Origin of the sequence: Erwinia sp. Eh17-17 (genome assembly GCF_039675725.1) — a bacterium.
Classification (GTDB): Bacteria; Pseudomonadota; Gammaproteobacteria; order Enterobacterales; family Enterobacteriaceae; genus Erwinia.
Genome location: NZ_JBDFQT010000004.1, coordinates 111465 through 129505, shown reverse-complemented (window position 1 = coordinate 129505; position 18041 = coordinate 111465). Strand labels below are relative to the sequence as shown.

General features: G+C 53.9%; 15 protein-coding genes. 6 read left to right on the top strand and 9 right to left on the bottom strand.

Going from position 1 to position 18041, the window contains the following annotated elements:
• Positions 1-35: 35 nt before the first annotated feature.
• A complete protein-coding gene (gene iolB, locus ABEH87_RS13070) occupies positions 36-857 on the top strand; it encodes a 5-deoxy-glucuronate isomerase (RefSeq protein ID WP_346576813.1) in 822 nt (273 codons plus the stop codon).
• 85 nt (positions 858-942) lie between these two features.
• Here iolB and ABEH87_RS13065 read toward each other — a convergent pair whose 3' ends face one another.
• The 6 genes from ABEH87_RS13065 to iolC form a co-directional block, all read right to left on the bottom strand.
• Positions 943-1974 (bottom strand): fimbrial protein, encoded by a 1032-nt coding sequence (locus ABEH87_RS13065; protein WP_346576812.1) that lies wholly within the window; start codon positions 1972-1974, stop codon positions 943-945.
• Between the two features lie 356 nt (positions 1975-2330).
• On the bottom strand, positions 2331-2852 hold the full coding sequence (locus tag ABEH87_RS13060; protein ID WP_346576811.1) for a fimbrial protein: 522 nt from the start codon (positions 2850-2852) through the stop codon (positions 2331-2333).
• Positions 2853-3010: 158 nt separating this feature from the next.
• Complete coding sequence (locus ABEH87_RS13055; protein ID WP_346576810.1) at positions 3011-3853, bottom strand: MurR/RpiR family transcriptional regulator; 843 nt, start codon at positions 3851-3853, stop codon at positions 3011-3013.
• Positions 3854-4098: 245 nt separating this feature from the next.
• On the bottom strand, positions 4099-4914 hold the full coding sequence (locus tag ABEH87_RS13050) for a fimbria/pilus periplasmic chaperone (protein ID WP_346576809.1): 816 nt from the start codon (positions 4912-4914) through the stop codon (positions 4099-4101).
• Between the two features lie 87 nt (positions 4915-5001).
• Positions 5002-6084: a fimbrial protein gene (locus ABEH87_RS13045; protein WP_346576808.1), complete on the bottom strand. Its 1083-nt coding sequence runs from the start codon at positions 6082-6084 to the stop codon at positions 5002-5004.
• 287 nt (positions 6085-6371) lie between these two features.
• A complete protein-coding gene (iolC, locus tag ABEH87_RS13040; protein ID WP_346576807.1) occupies positions 6372-8294 on the bottom strand; it encodes a 5-dehydro-2-deoxygluconokinase in 1923 nt (640 codons plus the stop codon).
• A 597-nt stretch (positions 8295-8891) separates the two neighbouring features.
• Between iolC and iolD the strand changes: the two genes are divergently transcribed.
• The 4 genes from iolD (at position 8892) to iolE (ending at position 13841) form a co-directional block, all read left to right on the top strand.
• Complete coding sequence (gene iolD, locus ABEH87_RS13035) at positions 8892-10832, top strand: 3D-(3,5/4)-trihydroxycyclohexane-1,2-dione acylhydrolase (decyclizing) (protein WP_346576806.1); 1941 nt, start codon at positions 8892-8894, stop codon at positions 10830-10832.
• 87 nt (positions 10833-10919) lie between these two features.
• Complete coding sequence (locus ABEH87_RS13030) at positions 10920-11933, top strand: Gfo/Idh/MocA family oxidoreductase (protein ID WP_346576805.1); 1014 nt, start codon at positions 10920-10922, stop codon at positions 11931-11933.
• An 82-nt stretch (positions 11934-12015) separates the two neighbouring features.
• Positions 12016-12900: a sugar phosphate isomerase/epimerase gene (locus ABEH87_RS13025; protein WP_346576804.1), complete on the top strand. Its 885-nt coding sequence runs from the start codon at positions 12016-12018 to the stop codon at positions 12898-12900.
• Positions 12901-12944: 44 nt separating this feature from the next.
• Positions 12945-13841 (top strand): myo-inosose-2 dehydratase, encoded by an 897-nt coding sequence (gene iolE / locus ABEH87_RS13020; protein WP_346576803.1) that lies wholly within the window; start codon positions 12945-12947, stop codon positions 13839-13841.
• A gap of 53 nt (positions 13842-13894) precedes the next feature.
• Here iolE and ABEH87_RS13015 read toward each other — a convergent pair whose 3' ends face one another.
• Positions 13895-14455, bottom strand: a complete 561-nt coding sequence (locus ABEH87_RS13015; protein WP_346576802.1) for a DcrB family lipoprotein — start codon at positions 14453-14455, stop codon at positions 13895-13897.
• A 95-nt stretch (positions 14456-14550) separates the two neighbouring features.
• A complete protein-coding gene (locus ABEH87_RS13010) occupies positions 14551-15216 on the bottom strand; it encodes a 7-cyano-7-deazaguanine/7-aminomethyl-7-deazaguanine transporter (protein ID WP_346576801.1) in 666 nt (221 codons plus the stop codon).
• A 207-nt stretch (positions 15217-15423) separates the two neighbouring features.
• Between ABEH87_RS13010 and tusA the strand changes: the two genes are divergently transcribed.
• Positions 15424-15669, top strand: a complete 246-nt coding sequence (tusA, locus tag ABEH87_RS13005) for a sulfurtransferase TusA (protein ID WP_346576800.1) — start codon at positions 15424-15426, stop codon at positions 15667-15669.
• Positions 15670-15761: 92 nt separating this feature from the next.
• Here tusA and ABEH87_RS13000 read toward each other — a convergent pair whose 3' ends face one another.
• Entirely contained in the window at positions 15762-18029 is a 2268-nt protein-coding gene (locus ABEH87_RS13000; RefSeq protein ID WP_346576799.1) for a zinc/cadmium/mercury/lead-transporting ATPase, read from the bottom strand.
• Positions 18030-18041 lie beyond the last annotated feature (12 nt).

The following is an 18041-nucleotide window of genomic DNA, read 5'->3' as shown; positions in this document are numbered from 1 at the left end:
GAGGCTTACCCCGCTCCTACGGACAGAGAGGCTGTATGTCATTGCTATCCAAAGTAAAAAAGCCGGATGCGCAGGGCCGTATCCAGCACGTTACCCCGGAAAGTGCAGGCTGGCGCTATGTCGGTTTCGACGCTTATCAGTTGAAAAAAGGTCAGACGCTGCGGCTTGAAAGCGGCAGCAGGGAACTGTGCCTGGTGCTGGTGGCGGGACTGGCGTCGGTGAAAACCCGCCTGGCGGAGTTCCCGAACATCGGTAAACGCATGTCGCCCTTTGAACGCACGCCACCTTACTCGGTTTATGTCCCGGGTAACGAGCAGGTGGACGTGGTGGCAGAGTCCGATCTTGAGCTGGCGGTGTGCAGTGCGCCCGCCACCGGGGGCAAGCTGCCTGCACGCCTGATCGCTCCCGCTGATGTGGGTGTTGAGCAGCGTGGCAAAGGGAACAACAAACGTCTGGTGCACAATATTCTGCCTGACGATAAGCCCGCCGACAGCCTGCTGGTGGTGGAAGTGTACACCGACGAGGGCAATACCAGCTCCTACCCAAGCCACAAGCACGACCAGGAAGATTCCCCTGACGAAACCTACCTGGAAGAGACGTATTACCATCGTTTCAACCCGGAGCGCGGTTTTGCCATGCAGCGCGTCTATACCGACGACCGTTCGCTGGATGTCTGTATGGCACCGTACAATCAGGACGTGGTAACCGTACCGCGCGGCTATCATCCGATGTCGACCGTGGCCGGGTACGATAACTACTATCTGAACGTGATGGCCGGGCCGGTTCGCCTGTGGAAATTTACCTGGGAGAAAGATCACGCCTGGGTGAACAGCGACGAGTATCCGCGTAAGGGATGATTGATACCCGGTGTCCATTGTTGTCCTGATATAAAAAAAACCAAAGGGCAGCCCTCGCGGGCTGCCCTTTGGCGTCAATACGCAATCACAGTGAGGTAATCAGCAGCACCGCGTTGCCGGTGAAGGGGCCGGTTTGTTTGACTCCAGTGGGGCGTGTAATCACGCTGAAGGTCACATTATCATTGCCAACATTGTTTACCAGCCTGCTGGCGAAAGAGCCCATCGGCGGCACGGTGACACCATTATGCTGCATCACGACCCCAATATCGGCGTTCGTGGTTTTAATCGCATCGGCAGAGAAGGTAGCTTTATCGCTAATCAGGTTAATTTTAATATCCTGAGTCACGGTGGTGTTGCAGCTGTAGTTTAGCGCGATATTTTTTTTATAGGGGGTTGTTTCGGGACGGGTTGTCACCAGCGCAGCATCAATAGTATCGAATTGCACGGTGATCAATCTTCCGCCGTTGATGCCGCATACTACCGGAATTGGCATTATTGCCGTTTCAGTAATCAGACGATAAATAGGCGTATTCGCCCATTTGTTCGCGGAAGCGTAACGGAATAAATTAGCCAGTTCAACGCCGCCAGGAATAATAAATCCACCACCAATAACGTCTCTGCGTAATCTGAATGTAATAAAACCGCTATTGCCATACCAGGCATTAACAATTTGACTTATCCCAACCCCATTTGCCCCTGCGGTAGCGCTACTTAGGTATAAATTTTTAAATGGACTTGTTGGTGAGTAATTGGGAAATGATATATTTATTTGATACTCAACTTCGTTATTCAGTATGAACCAGTTTTTCTCAGACGACGGCATAAGGTTGACATCTGAACGGAAAAAAGGAGCACTTCTAATTCCGGGGGTAAGGGAATAACACAAGCCTGAATAAATCGCAGGATTGGTAGAAAAGTTAATTTTCCCTGTTGCGCCTGCTTTATTGGATGGAAAGAGGGAAAGAGAGGGCTTTATCACCAGGTTATTCATCGGGTCTGCCCAGCAGGCACCATCAACATAGCCTTGTGCCTGAAAAACTGAAGACGCCATTATCGTGAGCGTTAACACGACCAGGGACACTAAATGCCTCATCCTGAGTTTTACCTGATAATCCATGCCGTTTCTTCTTTTCAATTACGTCAATATATGTTGAGGAATAGTAACCTTGTTCATCCTGTTGGCAATAATAAATTCCATCAAAAAAAAGAATTTCGATATTTTATTGTAATTTATTTAAATAATTAAGTCTGAATGGTTTGCAAATATCGCAGAAAATAACCTCATAGCGATGAAATATCGCATGTAAAAAATTTTTAGACCAAAAGTCGCAGATTTACATCTGTAGTGGAGCCTTCTGATGAAGGCTAGCGCTTACAGGCCGGCCTAAGTCATTATGATAAGGGGGAGGGAAAATATGGCAGGGGAAAATGTCGCAACGAAGCGCTGCGAAACAAGTAGTGAATAAAATTGAATTACTGGAAAGTGACTATCAACGTAGCGGAAGCTGTAAAAGCTTTCGTCTGCGGCAGTGGGCTGCCCGGATTAATAATGGGTGCGGCTTCCAGTATCATGGTTTCGGGCTGGCTGGGCAGGTTGAACCATGTGTTAAGAACGATTGGCGTTTGGTTCTGATAAAAGCGAATGCCTAAATCGGGGATCTCATGGGTCTGCAGCACGTCTTCGCTAAAACCTTCAACACCCGAAAGCATCATCTTCATGGATTTATAGTTGGCATTTGGTTTACTGGTGCAGACCAGATTATAGTCGACCTTTTTAATAAACATTTTACCGTCCGCTTTATTGATCGGGACAGTACCAAAATCAACATCTATCCGCTTACCATTGTTTAGCTTGCAATCTGGTGGGGCGATCACCACGCCTTTTATCAAAACCTCTGTGCCGCCTTCACCGGCGGTACCTGCAGCCACAGCGTTCCCGGTAGATAAACCGCAACTGGCAAAAATGAGGGCCAGAAAACTCTTCCATGAAAACATAATTTTTCCTTAATCCTTGCAGAGGAAATAAAAACCATAAGCATAATTGTATAAATCAGGGAAAGGAGAAGCCAGCGCTAATCAATCTGAAGAGATGGATGCGATATTAAATATCGTATATTAACGGGTTCCCACCACAGTCACCCGCTGGAAATAATTTATTTTACTTCGGCGTTATTGAGCGCGAGGGAGACTGCCAGCGTTTGCGCCAGGCACAGTGAAGCCACCTGCGAACGGAAGCCGTCGACCTGCGCTTCACGCACCACAAAACAGACGTCGCTGAAGGCTGCCAGCGGGCTGACCTGGCTGTCGGTAATGGCAATCTGATGGGCACCACGTTTTGCACCCAGCTCAACCAGCTCCACCGCTTCACGTGCATACGGCGAGTAGCTGATGGCAATGACAACATCTTTGGGGTTCACCATGCTCAGCTGCTCGGCAAACATCCCGCCCAGGCCGTCGATCAGGAAGGCACGGCGCTCAAGGTGACGCAGCGCATAGGTCAGGTAAGAGGCCACGCTGAACGAGCGGCGCAGGCCAATGACATAGATATTATCGGCTTCATCCAGTAGCTTAACGGCTTTATTCAGCTGGTCGGGATTAACCTGCATCGCCAGCTGCTGCAGCGCCTGCGAGTTGACCATAGTGAAGACGTTGAGGATTTCCGCCGGGCTCTCCGGGGCGCTCTGCGCTTCGTCCGTTGCCGTCTGGCGGAACAACCGTGCGCGCTCGGTATAGTTGACCGTCTCTTCCATCAGATGCTGACGGAAAACCTGTTTCATTTCGTTGAAGCCGCTGAAGCCAAACGCATTGGAAAAACGGATCAGCGTGGAGGGCGGGACTTCGGCCTGCTGGGCAATCGACGCCACAGTGTCAAAAGCGATGCTGTTGCTGTTGTCGAGAATATAGCGAGCCACCTGCTTCAGGCGTTTACTCAGAGTGTCATAACGGCGACGGATTTCGTCCTGTAACAGGGAAAGCTGAGTTGGGTTATTAGTCATTGCAAGGCTCGCTAAAAGGAAAATAGTGTTCTTTCGTGCGTTATTCTAACAGATGAACGAAAAATTTCACTTGATGAAAAAAGAGTTAGCTTTTATTTCATCAGGGATGGGAATGAGGTCACAGATTCGTGACCTGAGGTTGAGCGCCAGAGTGAAATATCGCAGCGTCAGGCCTTTGGCGAATATTTTCAGGCAGTGAAGTGTCCCTTCTTTGACATACCTTCCAGTTAACAACGTGGTAAACATTAAGATTTGGGAACCATGTTGCTGACGACTTTGCACCGGTTGTCACTGCAGCTGAAGGTCAGCACAGGGCGTCCACCATAATCGTTGAGGTAGGTCAGTACCGGCGCATTACCGTAATCGGCAGCGCGGCCTGTAAGACGTTCACTGTCGTGAGGGGCGATCATCACTGGGGTAAAACCGGGTACGCTGGCACTATCTTGGCGGGTTTGAGCATCGACCAGGGTAATAAAATAGGCACTGGGGTTGCTTATCGTCCAGGTATCATTGTCCCTTTTCATCACCAGCTCTGACTGCCACGGCGTGGCCAGGGTATTTCGCGGGGCTTTGAGCGCCAGGGGGCGGTAAAACACCTTGATGCGATTCTGCAGGGCGATGTTCAGGGTGCCTGGCGTATTGTTGCGCGGAGGGATCTCGCGCAGATTGAGGTAAAACAGTGTCTCCCGGTCCTGGCGCAGCAGGTTAAGAGTGGGCAACGTCTGCAGTTTAATCTGGGTTTGTGCTCCCGCCTCAATACGCTGGAGCGGAGGCAGCAGCACCAAAGGGCCGTTGATTTTTTTATTATCCGCATCCTCAATCCAGCCCTGGGCAAGGTAAGGAGTATCCGCGTTTTGATTGGTCACCAACAGGCTGGCACTTTTTTTATCGCCGTCTAAAATAACGCGTGAATCCTGTAGGGTGATCGCCGCGTGGGATATTGGCATGTGGTAAGCAGACAGTTGTATGGGTAGTAGGAAACTGATAAAGAATTTCTTTTTTTTCAACATAAAAAGCTCAATAACTGAAAATGATTGCAGAGTGATAAAAGATGTCTGCATGGTGGTTATTTCCGACTTATGGCCGAAAAATAAATATCCGCAGGCAAGCATGCTCTAAATTTTGCTAACGGATTATTGAAAGCGATTTTAAAGTGTGCTGATGATCAGCACCGTATTGTTGTTCTCGAACGGCCCTGTAGCGACGGTTGCCACCGCAGGATTTTTTACCACGGTGAATTTCACTTCATCGTTACCCTGGCCATTGACCAGACGGCTATTAAAGCTGGTATGGGGGGGCACCACTTGTCCACTGCGGGTCATCACTACGCCGATATCCTGGTTGCTAGTTTTTATCGCATCGCTATAGCCAGCGGCTTCGGCGAACAGGATCACCTTAATATCCTGGGTCAGTGGGGTAGCACAGTGATATTGCAACGACGCAGGTTTGACATAAGGCGAGGTTAAATAACTGTCAGTCAATAATGTATTATCCACGCTGGAAAAATCGATTTTTATCAAGCTACCATTATTTATTTTGCATTCAGCGTTTGATTTAATAATAGAAGCTCTGCTGGTGACGCTGAATATTGGTATTGAGGATCTCTGACCCAGGCCAAAGTAGTGGTAAACTTTCAGGGTGCGAATCCCTGCGGGAACAAATGCTGCACCACCAATGATATTTCTCCTGACAACGAAATTGTTAAGGCTCCATATTGAAAAACCTATGTATTTACTGTTTACCCCTGTTTTTACAATCGGATACTCATTATTTACCCGATAATCCATTACAGGTGTTGTAATATTATAATCTGATGGAAAGCCTCCAGAAGGAATATTCACCGCGGCTAACTTTATTTTAATGTCCAGGTCGTCTGTGAACTTATAATACCCTGGGTTTATATCAGAGGGGGGAAGTAAGGGGTCAACTTCGGCTGCGATATATGAGGTGTATTTATGTAAATAATTATCAGAGCTGGCATAACAAAAAATTGATCGTGCGGAGTCTATTCTTCCTCCGCCTGTACTTATGTTGCTTCCTTTGTTAGCACCTATTGAACTGGGGACAGCAAAAGAGTTTTCAATACCAGCCCAGCATCCACCATCAGGCATCCCCGACGGTGGTGTTGTTTCGGCGATAACCGGCGCACTGAATATAAATAATACCAGGATCTTCCAGGAAAACATCATTTTCCCCATTAAAAAAATAATTGTAGTATTATAGTTATTCATTAGGGTGTTGTTAATGGTGAAATTACCCTGCTACAATATTCGTGTTTTTACTCTGTCATAAATAAAACAGTAACGCAGTATTCTCGATATGACGTCGCGGAATGATATTAATGCGACATGATATATCGCTACATTAATTTATTATATCGATGTTGTGCCATTGTAAAATGATTATTTTGATGGTTGCTGACTGTGTTTAATCCATAAGCCAGTGGGTTTTCAGAGGGTAAATAAAACGCCGCAGGGAGAGAGGTATCTCCCTGCGGCGTGAGTTGAGCCGCGTTTAATTACTGCGCCGGGCGTGCTTCGCGCCAGTAGCCGATCAGCGTCAGATAGTTGCTTTTCACTTTCTCAACCAGCGCGGCGTCATCCAGTTCGCCCTGTAACCACTGGCGTGACGGCTGGCCGAAGATGGTGCGGCCGACGGCAAAGCCTTTCACCCACGGGGATTTGGCGGCGGCAGCAAAGCCTGCTTTCAGCTCGGCTTCTGGCGCATCCAGGCCCAGCAGCAGAATGCCACGGCAGTGTGGATCGTGCTTTTCAATCAGCGCGCTGATTGCCGCCCAGCTGGCGTGTGACAGTGGCGGCAGTTTCCACCAGTCAGGCTGAATTCCCATGCTGTAGAAGTGAGTCAGGATCTCCAGATAGTATTTCTCATCCTTGTCCGGATGACTTTCCGGCAGGATCACTTCCAGCAGCAGCTCGTGGCCAGATTTGTTACAGCCATTCCATACGTCGAGGATCAGCTCGTCCTGCTCCTGACGCATCTCTGCGCTGTCTTTCGGGTGATAGAAGGTCAGGCACTTCACCACGTGCTCCTGTGGCCAGTCGATCAGCTGCGAACCGATGTTGCCGTGCTCCAGACGCAGCGGGCGCGAACTGGGGAGCTCAATCGGGCGACCAATCCACCAGCCTTTACCGGTGATGGCATTCAGCGCCGGCTGACCGTAGGTGGTATCAGCGAGGATACCGCAGCGGCCGTTGTCCAGCCCGGCCTCTTTCGCCGCTTCCTGCGCACCTTTCAGCAGCAGCAGTTTGAGGTCAGGAATGCGCGAATCATCCACGCCCGCCTCACTGGCCATATCGGCCAGCTGTTTGCGGTGGTCAAAGGCAAAAATATTCAGTTCATTCCACTGCTGCTTGCGGGTGGTCACGCGATGCAGGTGGTTAAGGCGGCTGTCGAGATCCGGGCGTTTTACGTCATTATCGCGGCTGAGGAAGTCGTCCAGCTCTTCTTTGGTCGGCATCGCCGGGGCGCAGCCGTGGCGTGAAACTACCAGCGCGCCGCAGGCATTGGCGTAACGGCAGGCCTGTTCCCAGCTCTCATCGTTCAGCCAGCCGCGCAGCAGGCCGGACATAAAGGCATCGCCCGCACCCAGCACGTTCAGCACTTCCACACGCACGCCGGTTTGCAGTTGGGTCTGCTCCCAGCTGTCCGGGATCTCGCCTTCAAATACCACACAGCCCAGCGGGCCGCGTTTACACACCAGCGTGGCTTTAGTGGCTTTGCGCACGTTTTTCAGCGCGGTCAGGCTGTCGGTGCTGCCACCGGCAATGTGGAACTCTTCTTCGGTTCCGACCACCAGGTCGAAATAGTGCAACACTTCCTGCAGCTGCTGCGTCACTCGTTCGGACTCAACAAAGCGGGTTTCGCCATCGCCCAGGGAGGTCAGACCCCAGAGAACCGGGCGGTAGTCGATGTCCAGCGCAGTGCGCAGACCATGACGGCGGGCAATATCCAGCGCTTTCAGGACCGCAGCACGAGTATCTGGGTGTGACAGATGGGTGCCGGTAACGGCCACGGCACGGGAGGAAGCGATGTAATCCTCCTGAATATCATCCGGCACCAGGCCCATATCGGCACAATTATCGCGGTAGAACACCAGCGGGAAGGTTTCCTGATCTTTAATGCCTAAGATGACCAGCCCGGTCAGACGGGTTTTATCGGTAATCAGACTTTGGGTGTCACAGCCAACACGCTGAAGCTCTTCACGCAGGAAGCGGCCCATATGCTCATCACCTACGCGCGCCAGCATGGCGGATTTCAGACCCTGAATCGCGGTGCCGTAAGCCACGTTGCCGGAGGAGCCCCCCAGGTATTTTGCAAAGGTGGTTTCATCTTCAAGGCGCGCACCGATTTGCTGGCCATAAAGGTCGACGGCGATGCGTCCGATACAAATCACATCAAGCCGCTTCTGTTGTGTACTCATACCTGTTGTTTCCTCTGTTTATACCCAGCCACCCTGTCGTCTGACGACAACGCCAGTAATTTTGGGTAGTGCCGATGCTGTTGAGCGTGTCCAGCGGATCGTGCGATGTGGGCCCGATCGATTCCGGATCTAACATAGAGCAAAGTATGAGGAATAAAAATTCCAAATTCAATATGAAATGAAATTATTGCCCCAAAAGTGTGAGGTGGTTAAAACTCTTGCCGTGCGGATTTATCCCCCCGTGAGACAGCAGGCATTTCGCGCGATTCCAGAGATGTGAGCCGTCTCTCATCTTTGCCAGCGCTTCTCAGGGAACGTGTTGAAGTGAAACGATTTTTCGCATTTAGTCGTCACAGCATTGTTATCGTTTCATTTACGGGTTGTGAATCACCCTATTCATAGCGGTTTCACCGCAGAATTTGATCTCTCTCGCAAAATGAAATGTTTCTTCTGTAATTGTGTTTAGTGAAAAAAATATTTGTTTATAATCGCTTCACGTTTCACTTATAGCTGTCGCTGTTCAGTTACCAAGGCGACCACAAATGCGAACCCCGGCCGAACTTCTGATGTGGCCGCCGATTCATAAAGGAAGAGCAAATGGGCAAGACTAGATTAACCACGGCACAGGCTCTGGTCAGATTCCTGGACAACCAGTATCTGTCGGTAGACGGCGTTGAAACCAAATTTGTGCAGGGTATTTTCGCTATCTTCGGTCATGGCAACGTGCTGGGGTTAGGCCAGGCGCTGGAGCAGGACAGCGGCGATATGGTGGTGTACCAGGGGCGAAATGAGCAGGGTATGGCACATGCCGCCATCGGTTTTGCCAAACAAAAACTGCGCCGCGAGATCATCGCCTGTACTTCCTCAGTGGGACCCGGCGCGGCGAATATGATCACCGCTGCGGCCACCGCGACGGCGAACCGTATTCCTTTACTGCTGCTGCCGGGCGATGTCTTTGCCACCCGCCAGCCCGATCCGGTGCTGCAGCAGATCGAGCAGAGTCACGATCTGAGCATCAGCACCAACGACGCCTTCCGCGCCGTCAGTAAATACTGGGACCGCGTCAGCCGCCCGGAGCAGCTGATGACCGCCTGCATCAACGCCATGCGCGTACTGACGGATCCGGCCGATACTGGCGCGGTGACGATTTCGCTGCCGCAGGACGTGCAGGGTGAAGCCTATGACTATCCGGACTACTTCTTCCAGAAACGCGTACACCGTCTGGAGCGTCGTCTGCCAACCGAAGGCCAGCTGGCCGACGCGCTGGCGCTGATTGCCGGTAAGAAAAAACCCATGATTATCTGCGGCGGTGGGGTGAAATACTCCGGTGCGGGCGATGCGCTGCGTACTTTTGCCGAGCGCTACAGCATTCCGTTTGCGGAAACCCAGGCGGGCAAGGGCACTATCGTCTCTGACCATCCGCTGAACGTCGGCGGCGTGGGTGAAACCGGCTGTCTGGCGGCTAACCTGCTGGCAAAAGAGGCCGATCTGGTGATTGGTATCGGTACGCGTTACACCGACTTTACCACCGCCTCAAAGTGGATATTCCAGAACCCGGACGTCAGCTATATCAACATCAACGTCAGCAATTTTGATGCTTATAAACTGGACGCCGTGCAGGTCGTGGCGGATGCGCAGGCAGCCCTGAACGCACTTAACGATCGCCTGGCCGCTACCGGTTTCAGCAGCGGCTGGGGGGAGAAAGTCTCTCAGGCGCAGAGCAAGCTGCTGAAAGAAACTCAGCGCGTTTATGCCTCGGTTTACAGCGGCGCCGACTACGTGCCGGAGATCGACGACCATATGGATCGCGACGCGGTGTGGGCGGAATTCAACCGTCTGACCGGCTCCTTCCTGACGCAAAGCAGCGTACTGGGTACGCTCAACGAGCGCCTCCCAAAGGATGCAGTGATTGTTGCGGCAGCGGGCAGTCTGCCGGGCGATCTGCAGCGCATGTGGCGCACCAAAGATTACAACAGCTACCACGTCGAGTATGGCTATTCCTGCATGGGTTACGAGGTCAACGCTTCTCTGGGCGTTAAGCTGGCTGAGCCGCATCGTGAGGTCTACACCTTCGTCGGCGATGGCTCGTTCATGATGCTGCACTCCGAGCTGGTGACCTCGATCCAGGAAGGCGCGAAGATCAACGTGATCCTGCTGGATAACATGACCAACGGCTGTATCAACAACCTGCAGATGGAACACGGCATGGACAGCTTCACCACCGAGTTCCGCTTCCGTAATGCCGAAGGCGGCAAGCTGAACGGCGGTTTTGTGCCGGTGGATTTCGCGGCTATCGCGGCGGGCTACGGCTGTAAAACCTATCGTGTCACCACTCTCGAGCAGTTGCAGGCAGCGCTGGTGGATGCGCAGAAACAGACGGTATCAACGCTGATTGATATTAAAGTTCTGCCAAAAACCATGATCCATAAGTACTTCAGCTGGTGGCGCGTAGGCGGTGCCCAGGTGTCCACTTCAGAGCGCGTAGACGCCGTGGCCCGGATGCTGAACGACCATATCGATCAGGCGCGTGAATATTAAGAACTAACGGTTTTTGTTTGTTTTTTTGATTGATTGAACGGGCGTATTCGCTGCGCCCGCTTACCCCCCTACTAGTAAGGAAAGACCATGACTTTAAAACTCGGTGTAATCGGAACGGGCGCAATTGGCCAGGAACATATTCGTCGCTGCAGCAAAGTGTTGCAGGGCGCACAGGTTGTTGCGGTTTCTGACATCAATGTGGAGGGTGCCAAAGCGGCCCTGACCCGTATTGGTATTGACGCAGAAGTGTTTGCCAACGGCCATGACGTGGTGAATTCACCGAACGTTGATGCCGTACTGGTCACCTCCTGGGATCCGACGCACGAAGAGTTCACCCTGTCGGCCATTGCGGCGGGCAAACCGGTATTCTGCGAAAAGCCGCTGGCGATGAGCGCTGAAGGCTGCCGCCGCGTGGTGGATGCGGAGATCAAGTTCGGCAAGCGCCTGGTGCAGGTGGGCTTTATGCGCCCGTACGACAGCGGCTACCGTGCGCTGAAAGACGTGATCACCAAAGGTGAAATTGGTGAGCCGCTGATGCTGCACTGCGCGCACCGCAACCCAAGCGTACCGGAAAGCTACACCACCGATATGGCGATCACCAACACCCTGATCCACGAGCTGGATGTGCTGCGCTGGCTGACCGAAGATGATTACAAATCGGTACAGGTGGTGTTCCCGCGTTCGACCTCGAAAACTCACGGCAAGCTGCGCGACCCGCAGGTGGTGCTGTTTGAAACCCGTAAGGGCATCCGCATCGACGTAGAGATCTTCGTCAACTGTGCCTACGGTTACGACATCCAGTGTGAAGTGGTCGGTGAGGAGGGTATCGCTAAGTTGCCTGAGCCTTCTGCCGTACAGATGCGTAAAGACGCCAAACTGTCGACCTCGATCCTGACTGACTGGAAAGACCGCTTTATCGATGCCTATGACGTTGAGCTGCAGGCCTTTATCAACGATGCCACCGCAGGCAAACTGACCGGGCCATCCGCCTGGGACGGCTATGCAGCCTCCGTGGCTGCCGATGCCTGCCTGAAAGCGCAGGAGAGCGGTGCCATCGAGCCGGTAGAACTGCCGCAGCGTCCAACGTTCTACAATAAGTAATTTCACCTGACGCGCTTAGCCCCCGCCTCAATGGCGGGGGCTCACCGTAAAACAGCGTGCTGATTTATTCACGGAGAGTCTGATGAAAATTGCCTTTGATGTTGATGTCATCCGCGATATGGGCATCACAAAAATGGTTCACCAGGTGGCTGACTGGGGTTACAAATACATTGAACAGTCCCCGCATCCGCAGATCAACCCGTTCTACAAGCATCCTAAAGCCAGCCGCGAAATTATCACCGAGTACAAAAACGCGCTGCGTGAGACGGGGCTGGAAATCTCCTCATTTATCGTGGTGTACCGCTGGTCCGGTCCGGACGAAGCGCGCCGTCAGGCCGCCGTCAGAAACTGGAAACGCATGATTGAGATCGCAGTGGAAATGGGCGTACAGGTGATTAATACCGAACTTTCCGGTAACCCGAACGAACCTGAAATCTGTGAAGAGATGTTCTATCGCTCGATGGAAGAGCTGCTGCCGATCGTTGAGCGTGAGGGCATCCGCATCGAAATCCAGTCCCATCCGTGGGATTTCTGCGAAGAGAGCAACGAAACCGCCGACATGGTGAAATCGTTCCGCAGTGAGAACGTCAAGTATCTGTACAGCGTGCCGCACACCTTCTTCTACGACAAAGGTAAAGGGGATGTGAAAAGCATGCTGGAGTATTCCGGCGTAGACCTGTCGCACGTGCTGATCGCCGATACCATGAACCACACCAAACACTGTCGTTACATTGTGAACCCGCCGGGCGTTGATGCGACCATTCACCAGCATGTGGGCGTGGGCGAAGGGGAGGTCGATTTCCAGACGCTGTTCCAGACGCTGCGCGATATGGACTTTGCCAACCGCACCTTTAAGGTCGGTGGCGAGTCGATTATTGCCTCTTCACTGTTTGGCTACCCGGAAAAAATGAATCGTCAGGCAGTCGAAACGCGCGAGCTGATCGAGCGTGAACTGCTGAGAAAATAATGCAGGGCGGCGGCTGCCGCCTGGTGAATCTCTGAGGTAACACCATGAACAAAGATAACGTCAGACTGGCGATCGCGCCGATTGGCTGGACCAACGATGATATGCCAGAGCTGGGTAAAGAGAATACCTTCCAGCAGATCGTCAGTGAAATGGCGCTGGCGGGTTTTACCGGCAGTGAGGTGGGCAGCAAGTATCCGCGCGATCCGGCGGTGCTGAAGCCGATGCTGGATATCCGTGGTATTGAGATCGTCAATGCCTGGTTCAGCACCTTCTTCGCCAACGGCGACAAAGCCAAAACCATTGATGAATTCATCAACCATCGCGATTTCCTGCATGCGATGGGGGCAAAAGTGATCGGCTGTTCAGAGCAAAGCCTGAGCATTCAGGGCACCACCAAAGCGGTGCTGGAAGAGAAGCCGGAGTTCACCGATGAGCAGTGGCGTCTGACTACCGAAGGGTATAACGAACTGGCAAAACTGGCGGCAGAGAAGGGCATGACTGTTGGCCTGCATCACCATATGGGGACCGGCATTCAGACCACCGCTGAAGTGGACCGTTTTATGGCGGAAACCAATGATGATGTTTATCTGCTGTTCGATACTGGCCACGCTTACTATTCAGAAGGCTCGCAGGAAGCGATGCTGGCGATCCTGACCCGATACCTGCCGCGCATCAACCACGTGCATCTGAAAGACGTGCGTGATGAGGTGGTGGCTCAGGTGAAAAGTCAGAAACTGTCCTTCCTGGATGGCGTAAAGAAAGGCACCTTTACCGTGCCGGGCGACGGCGTGATTGATTTTGATCCGGTGTTCAAAATCCTCGACGATTTCGGCTACAAAGGCTGGATGGTAGTGGAAGCAGAACAGGACCCGGCGCTGGCGAATCCGTTTGAGTATGCGGTGAAAGCGCGTCAATACATTCGCGAACACGCGGGTCTGTAACGACAGGGGCCGATCGTTTTTCCGATCGGCCCGTATTACGTCTGAACGGGTCGTTATTTCAACGTAATGGTATTAATAATACTTTCCGCTTCGGTCTGCGCCTGCTGCTGATTTTCCGCTGGCAGGGTGATTTGCAGCGTCAGCAGTTTGCCGTCCACTTTCCCCAGTACCACAGAAGACCAGGAAGACTGGTTGTTGGCAGAGATCACGGTATCCAGCTGCTGAAGCGGCTGGCCTTTCACCGTAATCGCTTTGTTGGTCACCACCTGTAGCTGCGGGTCACGATTGCGCTGCTGTGCTTCCAGACGACCTGCCAGCACGTCCAGCCCTTCATTGGTGCTTTCGCCGTCAATCACGATAATCGCTTTCTGGCCTGACTCATCGGCATAGACGTGCATATTGTTGGCCTGAGTTCCGAGCTTACCGCTCTTATCAGACATACCGGCCGGCAGGGTAAAACTCAGCTTGCCATCCATCAGAGTGACATTCTGGTTTGACTGGCTGCTGCTGACGCCATTGTCGTCGGCTGCGGCCTTTTCATCTTTCTTGCCATCACAGGCCGCCAGACCGGTTACCAGTACAGCGATTCCTGCATATTTTAGTAAGTTACGCATCAGAGTCCCTTTTCACATTGGTCGCGTAGAATTCAGGACTTCAATACAAACGTATTCAGCGGCTAAAAGCAACTTAACAACGATGGCAGGACACACTAACCAAAGTTGACTCCCGCACTGCGGGACTTCTCTGCCAGCCGCTTCAGGGCGGCATTCAGCAGTACGCCGTAGGCAGGCAGGAAGAACACCATGCAGATAAGCACCTTGAAGCTGTAGTCCACCAGCGCGATTTCCACCCAGTGCGTGGCCATAAACGGGTCCGGGCTCTTATAGAACGCGATAAAGAAGAAGGCCAGCGTATCGCTGATATTGCCGAGGAACATCGCGGCGGCAGGGGCCATCCACCATGCTGCTTTCTGGCGCAGGCGGTTAAAAACGTGAATATCAAGGATCTGGCCGAGCGCATAGGCCATAAAGCTGGCGCAGGCGATACGGGCAACGAACAGGTTCATCTCCTCCAGCGCCGCGAACCCCTGCCATTCGCCCTGATAATAGAGGGCGGATATGGCGTAGGAAATAAACAGCGACGGGATCATCACCGCCAGAATAATACGACGCGCCAGCGGAGCACCAAAAATGCGTACCGTCAGGTCAGTCGCCAGGAAGATAAACGGGAAGCTGAAGGCACCCCAGGTGGTGTGCAGGCCAAAAATAGCCACGGGCAGCTGCACCAGGTAGTTACTGGAGGTGATCACCAGCAGATGGAAAAGGGACAGCCAGACCAGCGCATGGGTGCGCTGACGCGTTGAGAATGCAATCATCGTTGTAAGCCTTTTTTAGATTGGGGTGAGGGAACCCATGAAAATTTGTACGTGTTTCGCTCAGGCGAATTCGCGGCATATTACCGCGTTGCCTTGCTATTGCAATGGTTAATTTTAGCGCAAACGTTATCGTGGGATTGATCCCTTGCACCGTCAGCGGCTGGCGCTAAAATAGGCGCCAATTTGCCATTCCGGATTGAGAATATCATGAGCGACCTTTTCGCTAACCCCGACCAGACCTTAGATGCGCTGGGCCTGCGCTGCCCGGAACCCGTGATGATGGTGCGCAAAACCGTGCGCCTGATGCAGGAGGGGGAAACCCTGTTGATCATCGCCGATGATCCGGCAACCACGCGTGATATCCCCGGTTTTTGCCGTTTTATGGAACATACGCTGGTGGCGCAAAATACTGACGCCCTGCCGTATCAGTATTTGCTGAAGAAAGGGTTGTAGTGTAGGGCCCGGCCTTCTGTTTCGGTCGGGCCGGGGGATTGCCCCTATATCATTCGGGTCGCCCGGTGCAGGATTGTGACACTGACATCCTGCTATTTCTTACGCAGTAACCGCAGTGCGTTAGCTGTCACTAACGCGGTAGCCCCTGAATCTGCCAGCACCGCCAGCCACAGTCCGGTAATCCCCATCAGCGTGGTGACCAAAAATATCCCTTTCAGCCCCAGCGCCAGCGCTACGTTCTGGCGGATATTGGCGTGGGTGGCGCGCGACAGGCGGATCATCGACGCCAGGCCATTCAGCCGGTTGTGGGTCAGCGCGGCATCGGCGGTTTCCAGCGCGACATCGCTGCCGCTGCCCATCGCTATACCGATGGTGGCGGCTTTCATTGCGGGCGCATCGTTGATTCCGTCACCGACCATCGCCACCGGCTGCTGCTGGTTAAGCTGGCGGATGGCCGCGACTTTATCTTCCGGCAGCAGGCTGGCACGAAAATCGATGCCGAGTTCACCGGCAATCGCCGCTGCCGCACGCGGGTTATCCCCGGTCAGCATCACCGCCTGAATATCCAGCGATCTCAGTTCCTCCAGCGCAGCTCTGGCGTCGCTACGCAGCGTGTCGCGCAGGGCAATTATTCCCAGTAGCTGCTGACCGTCGTGCACCACCACCACCGTATTGCCTGCGCTTTCCAGCGCCTCTGTACGTTCACGCTCAGGGGCCAGCAGCGCTGCGGGGACCTTAACAGGTGAACTTATGGTCAGTAAGTAACCACTTACTTCTGCTTCTACGCCACTCCCGGCCAGCGCCCGCTGAGCACTCGCCTGCGGCAGGGGCAGCTGGCGCTGCTCCGCTGCCGCCACGATGGCCAGCGCCAGCGGATGCGACGAACCCAGCTCAATAGCGGCGGCCGTTGCCAGCAGGCGGTTTTCATCCAGCGCGCCCAGCGGCACGATAGCGGTAACCTGCGGTTTGCCTTCGGTCAGCGTGCCGGTTTTGTCAAAGGCGATGGTGCGCACGCTGCCCAGGCTTTCCAGCGCGGCGCCGCCTTTGATCAGCGCACCACGACGGGCCGCTGCGGCCAGCCCGGAAGTGATCGCCGCCGGTGTGGAAATCACCAGGGCGCAGGGGCAGCCGATCAGCAGCAGGGTGAGTCCTTTGTAGATCCACGGCTGCCAGGCGGCCGCGAACAGCAGCGGTGGTACCAGGGCGACGATCAGCGCCATCAGCATAATCACCGGGGTGTAGATGCGGCTGAAGCGGTCGAGGAACCGTTCAATGGGCGCACGACGCTCTTCGGCTTCTTCAATCAGATGCAGAATGCGGTCGATGGCGCTTTTGCCCGGCTCCGATACCACTTCCAGCTGGACCAGACGGTCAACGCTCAGACAGCCTGCGTTGATCTTCTCACCCTGCTGGCGTTCGACCGGCACGGATTCCCCGGTCAGGGCGCTTTCATCAAAGCTGGCGAAGGCGCTGAGCAGCTTCGCATCCGTCGGCAGGCGGGCACCGGCTGCCACTTCAATCACCTCGCCGGGGCGCAGCCCGCTGACGGGTACGCTTTCCCGCTGGCCGTTTTTCAGGCGCAGAGCGACGTCCGGTTTCAGCGCCATCAGCGCCGTGACGCCTTTGCGTGCGCGCCCGGCAGCAAAGGACTCCAGCCGCTCCCCCAGCATAAACAGCAGCAGTACCATCGCCGCTTCGGCAGTGGCACCGATAAACAGTGCGCCGATGGCGGCAACGCTCATCAGGGTTTCAATACTGAACGGTGAACCGCTGCGCATCAGACGCAGGGCGCTGCGGCCAATTGGCCAGACGCCATACAGCGTGGTGGCTATGAACGCTGCCTTGCCCGCCGGATGGTTGAGACTTTCCAGCAGCCAGCTGGCCGCCATCATCACACTCAGCACGATCAGGCTCAGATTTTCCTGCCAGAATCCTTTTTCGGCTCTGGGCGGTGGGGCGGCGTCGCTGCGGTGTAGCTGGAAACCGGCCAGTGTGACCGCCTGTTCAATCTCATTACGGATGTCGCTGCTGGCGTCAACCAGCAGTTTTTCACTGGCAAACACCACGCGGGCGCGGGCGATATCAGGCAGTTTTTTGACCGCAGTTTCGACCTTGCGTGCGCAGGCCGGGCAGTCCATCCCCGTGACCTGCCAGCTGAAACTGAGGACGCCAGCGGGCCTGTCGCCCTCGTCATCGGGGTCCTGCCCCGAACTGCAGGCGCTGTCTCCACAGCAGGGAGCCTCGACGCTGGCTGCACTGACCGCTGTGATTTTTTGAATAACGGGGCGCGGGCGGGTGCTGCATCCGTGCTGAGTGCTGGCATGGTGGTGACCACAACCACATGAAGAGTGCTGCTGCATAACGCCTCCTGA

Coding starts and splice junctions, on each gene's coding strand:
- iolB (WP_346576813.1), top strand. CDS start 36: ATGTCATTGCTATCCAAAGTAAAAAAGCCGGATGCGCAGGGCCGTATC.
- ABEH87_RS13065 (WP_346576812.1), bottom strand. CDS start 1,974: ATGGATTATCAGGTAAAACTCAGGATGAGGCATTTAGTGTCCCTGGTC.
- ABEH87_RS13060 (WP_346576811.1), bottom strand. CDS start 2,852: ATGTTTTCATGGAAGAGTTTTCTGGCCCTCATTTTTGCCAGTTGCGGT.
- ABEH87_RS13055 (WP_346576810.1), bottom strand. CDS start 3,853: ATGACTAATAACCCAACTCAGCTTTCCCTGTTACAGGACGAAATCCGT.
- ABEH87_RS13050 (WP_346576809.1), bottom strand. CDS start 4,914: ATGCAGACATCTTTTATCACTCTGCAATCATTTTCAGTTATTGAGCTT.
- ABEH87_RS13045 (WP_346576808.1), bottom strand. CDS start 6,084: ATGAATAACTATAATACTACAATTATTTTTTTAATGGGGAAAATGATG.
- iolC (WP_346576807.1), bottom strand. CDS start 8,294: ATGAGTACACAACAGAAGCGGCTTGATGTGATTTGTATCGGACGCATC.
- iolD (WP_346576806.1), top strand. CDS start 8,892: ATGGGCAAGACTAGATTAACCACGGCACAGGCTCTGGTCAGATTCCTG.
- ABEH87_RS13030 (WP_346576805.1), top strand. CDS start 10,920: ATGACTTTAAAACTCGGTGTAATCGGAACGGGCGCAATTGGCCAGGAA.
- ABEH87_RS13025 (WP_346576804.1), top strand. CDS start 12,016: ATGAAAATTGCCTTTGATGTTGATGTCATCCGCGATATGGGCATCACA.
- iolE (WP_346576803.1), top strand. CDS start 12,945: ATGAACAAAGATAACGTCAGACTGGCGATCGCGCCGATTGGCTGGACC.
- ABEH87_RS13015 (WP_346576802.1), bottom strand. CDS start 14,455: ATGCGTAACTTACTAAAATATGCAGGAATCGCTGTACTGGTAACCGGT.
- ABEH87_RS13010 (WP_346576801.1), bottom strand. CDS start 15,216: ATGATTGCATTCTCAACGCGTCAGCGCACCCATGCGCTGGTCTGGCTG.
- tusA (WP_346576800.1), top strand. CDS start 15,424: ATGAGCGACCTTTTCGCTAACCCCGACCAGACCTTAGATGCGCTGGGC.
- ABEH87_RS13000 (WP_346576799.1), bottom strand. CDS start 18,029: ATGCAGCAGCACTCTTCATGTGGTTGTGGTCACCACCATGCCAGCACT.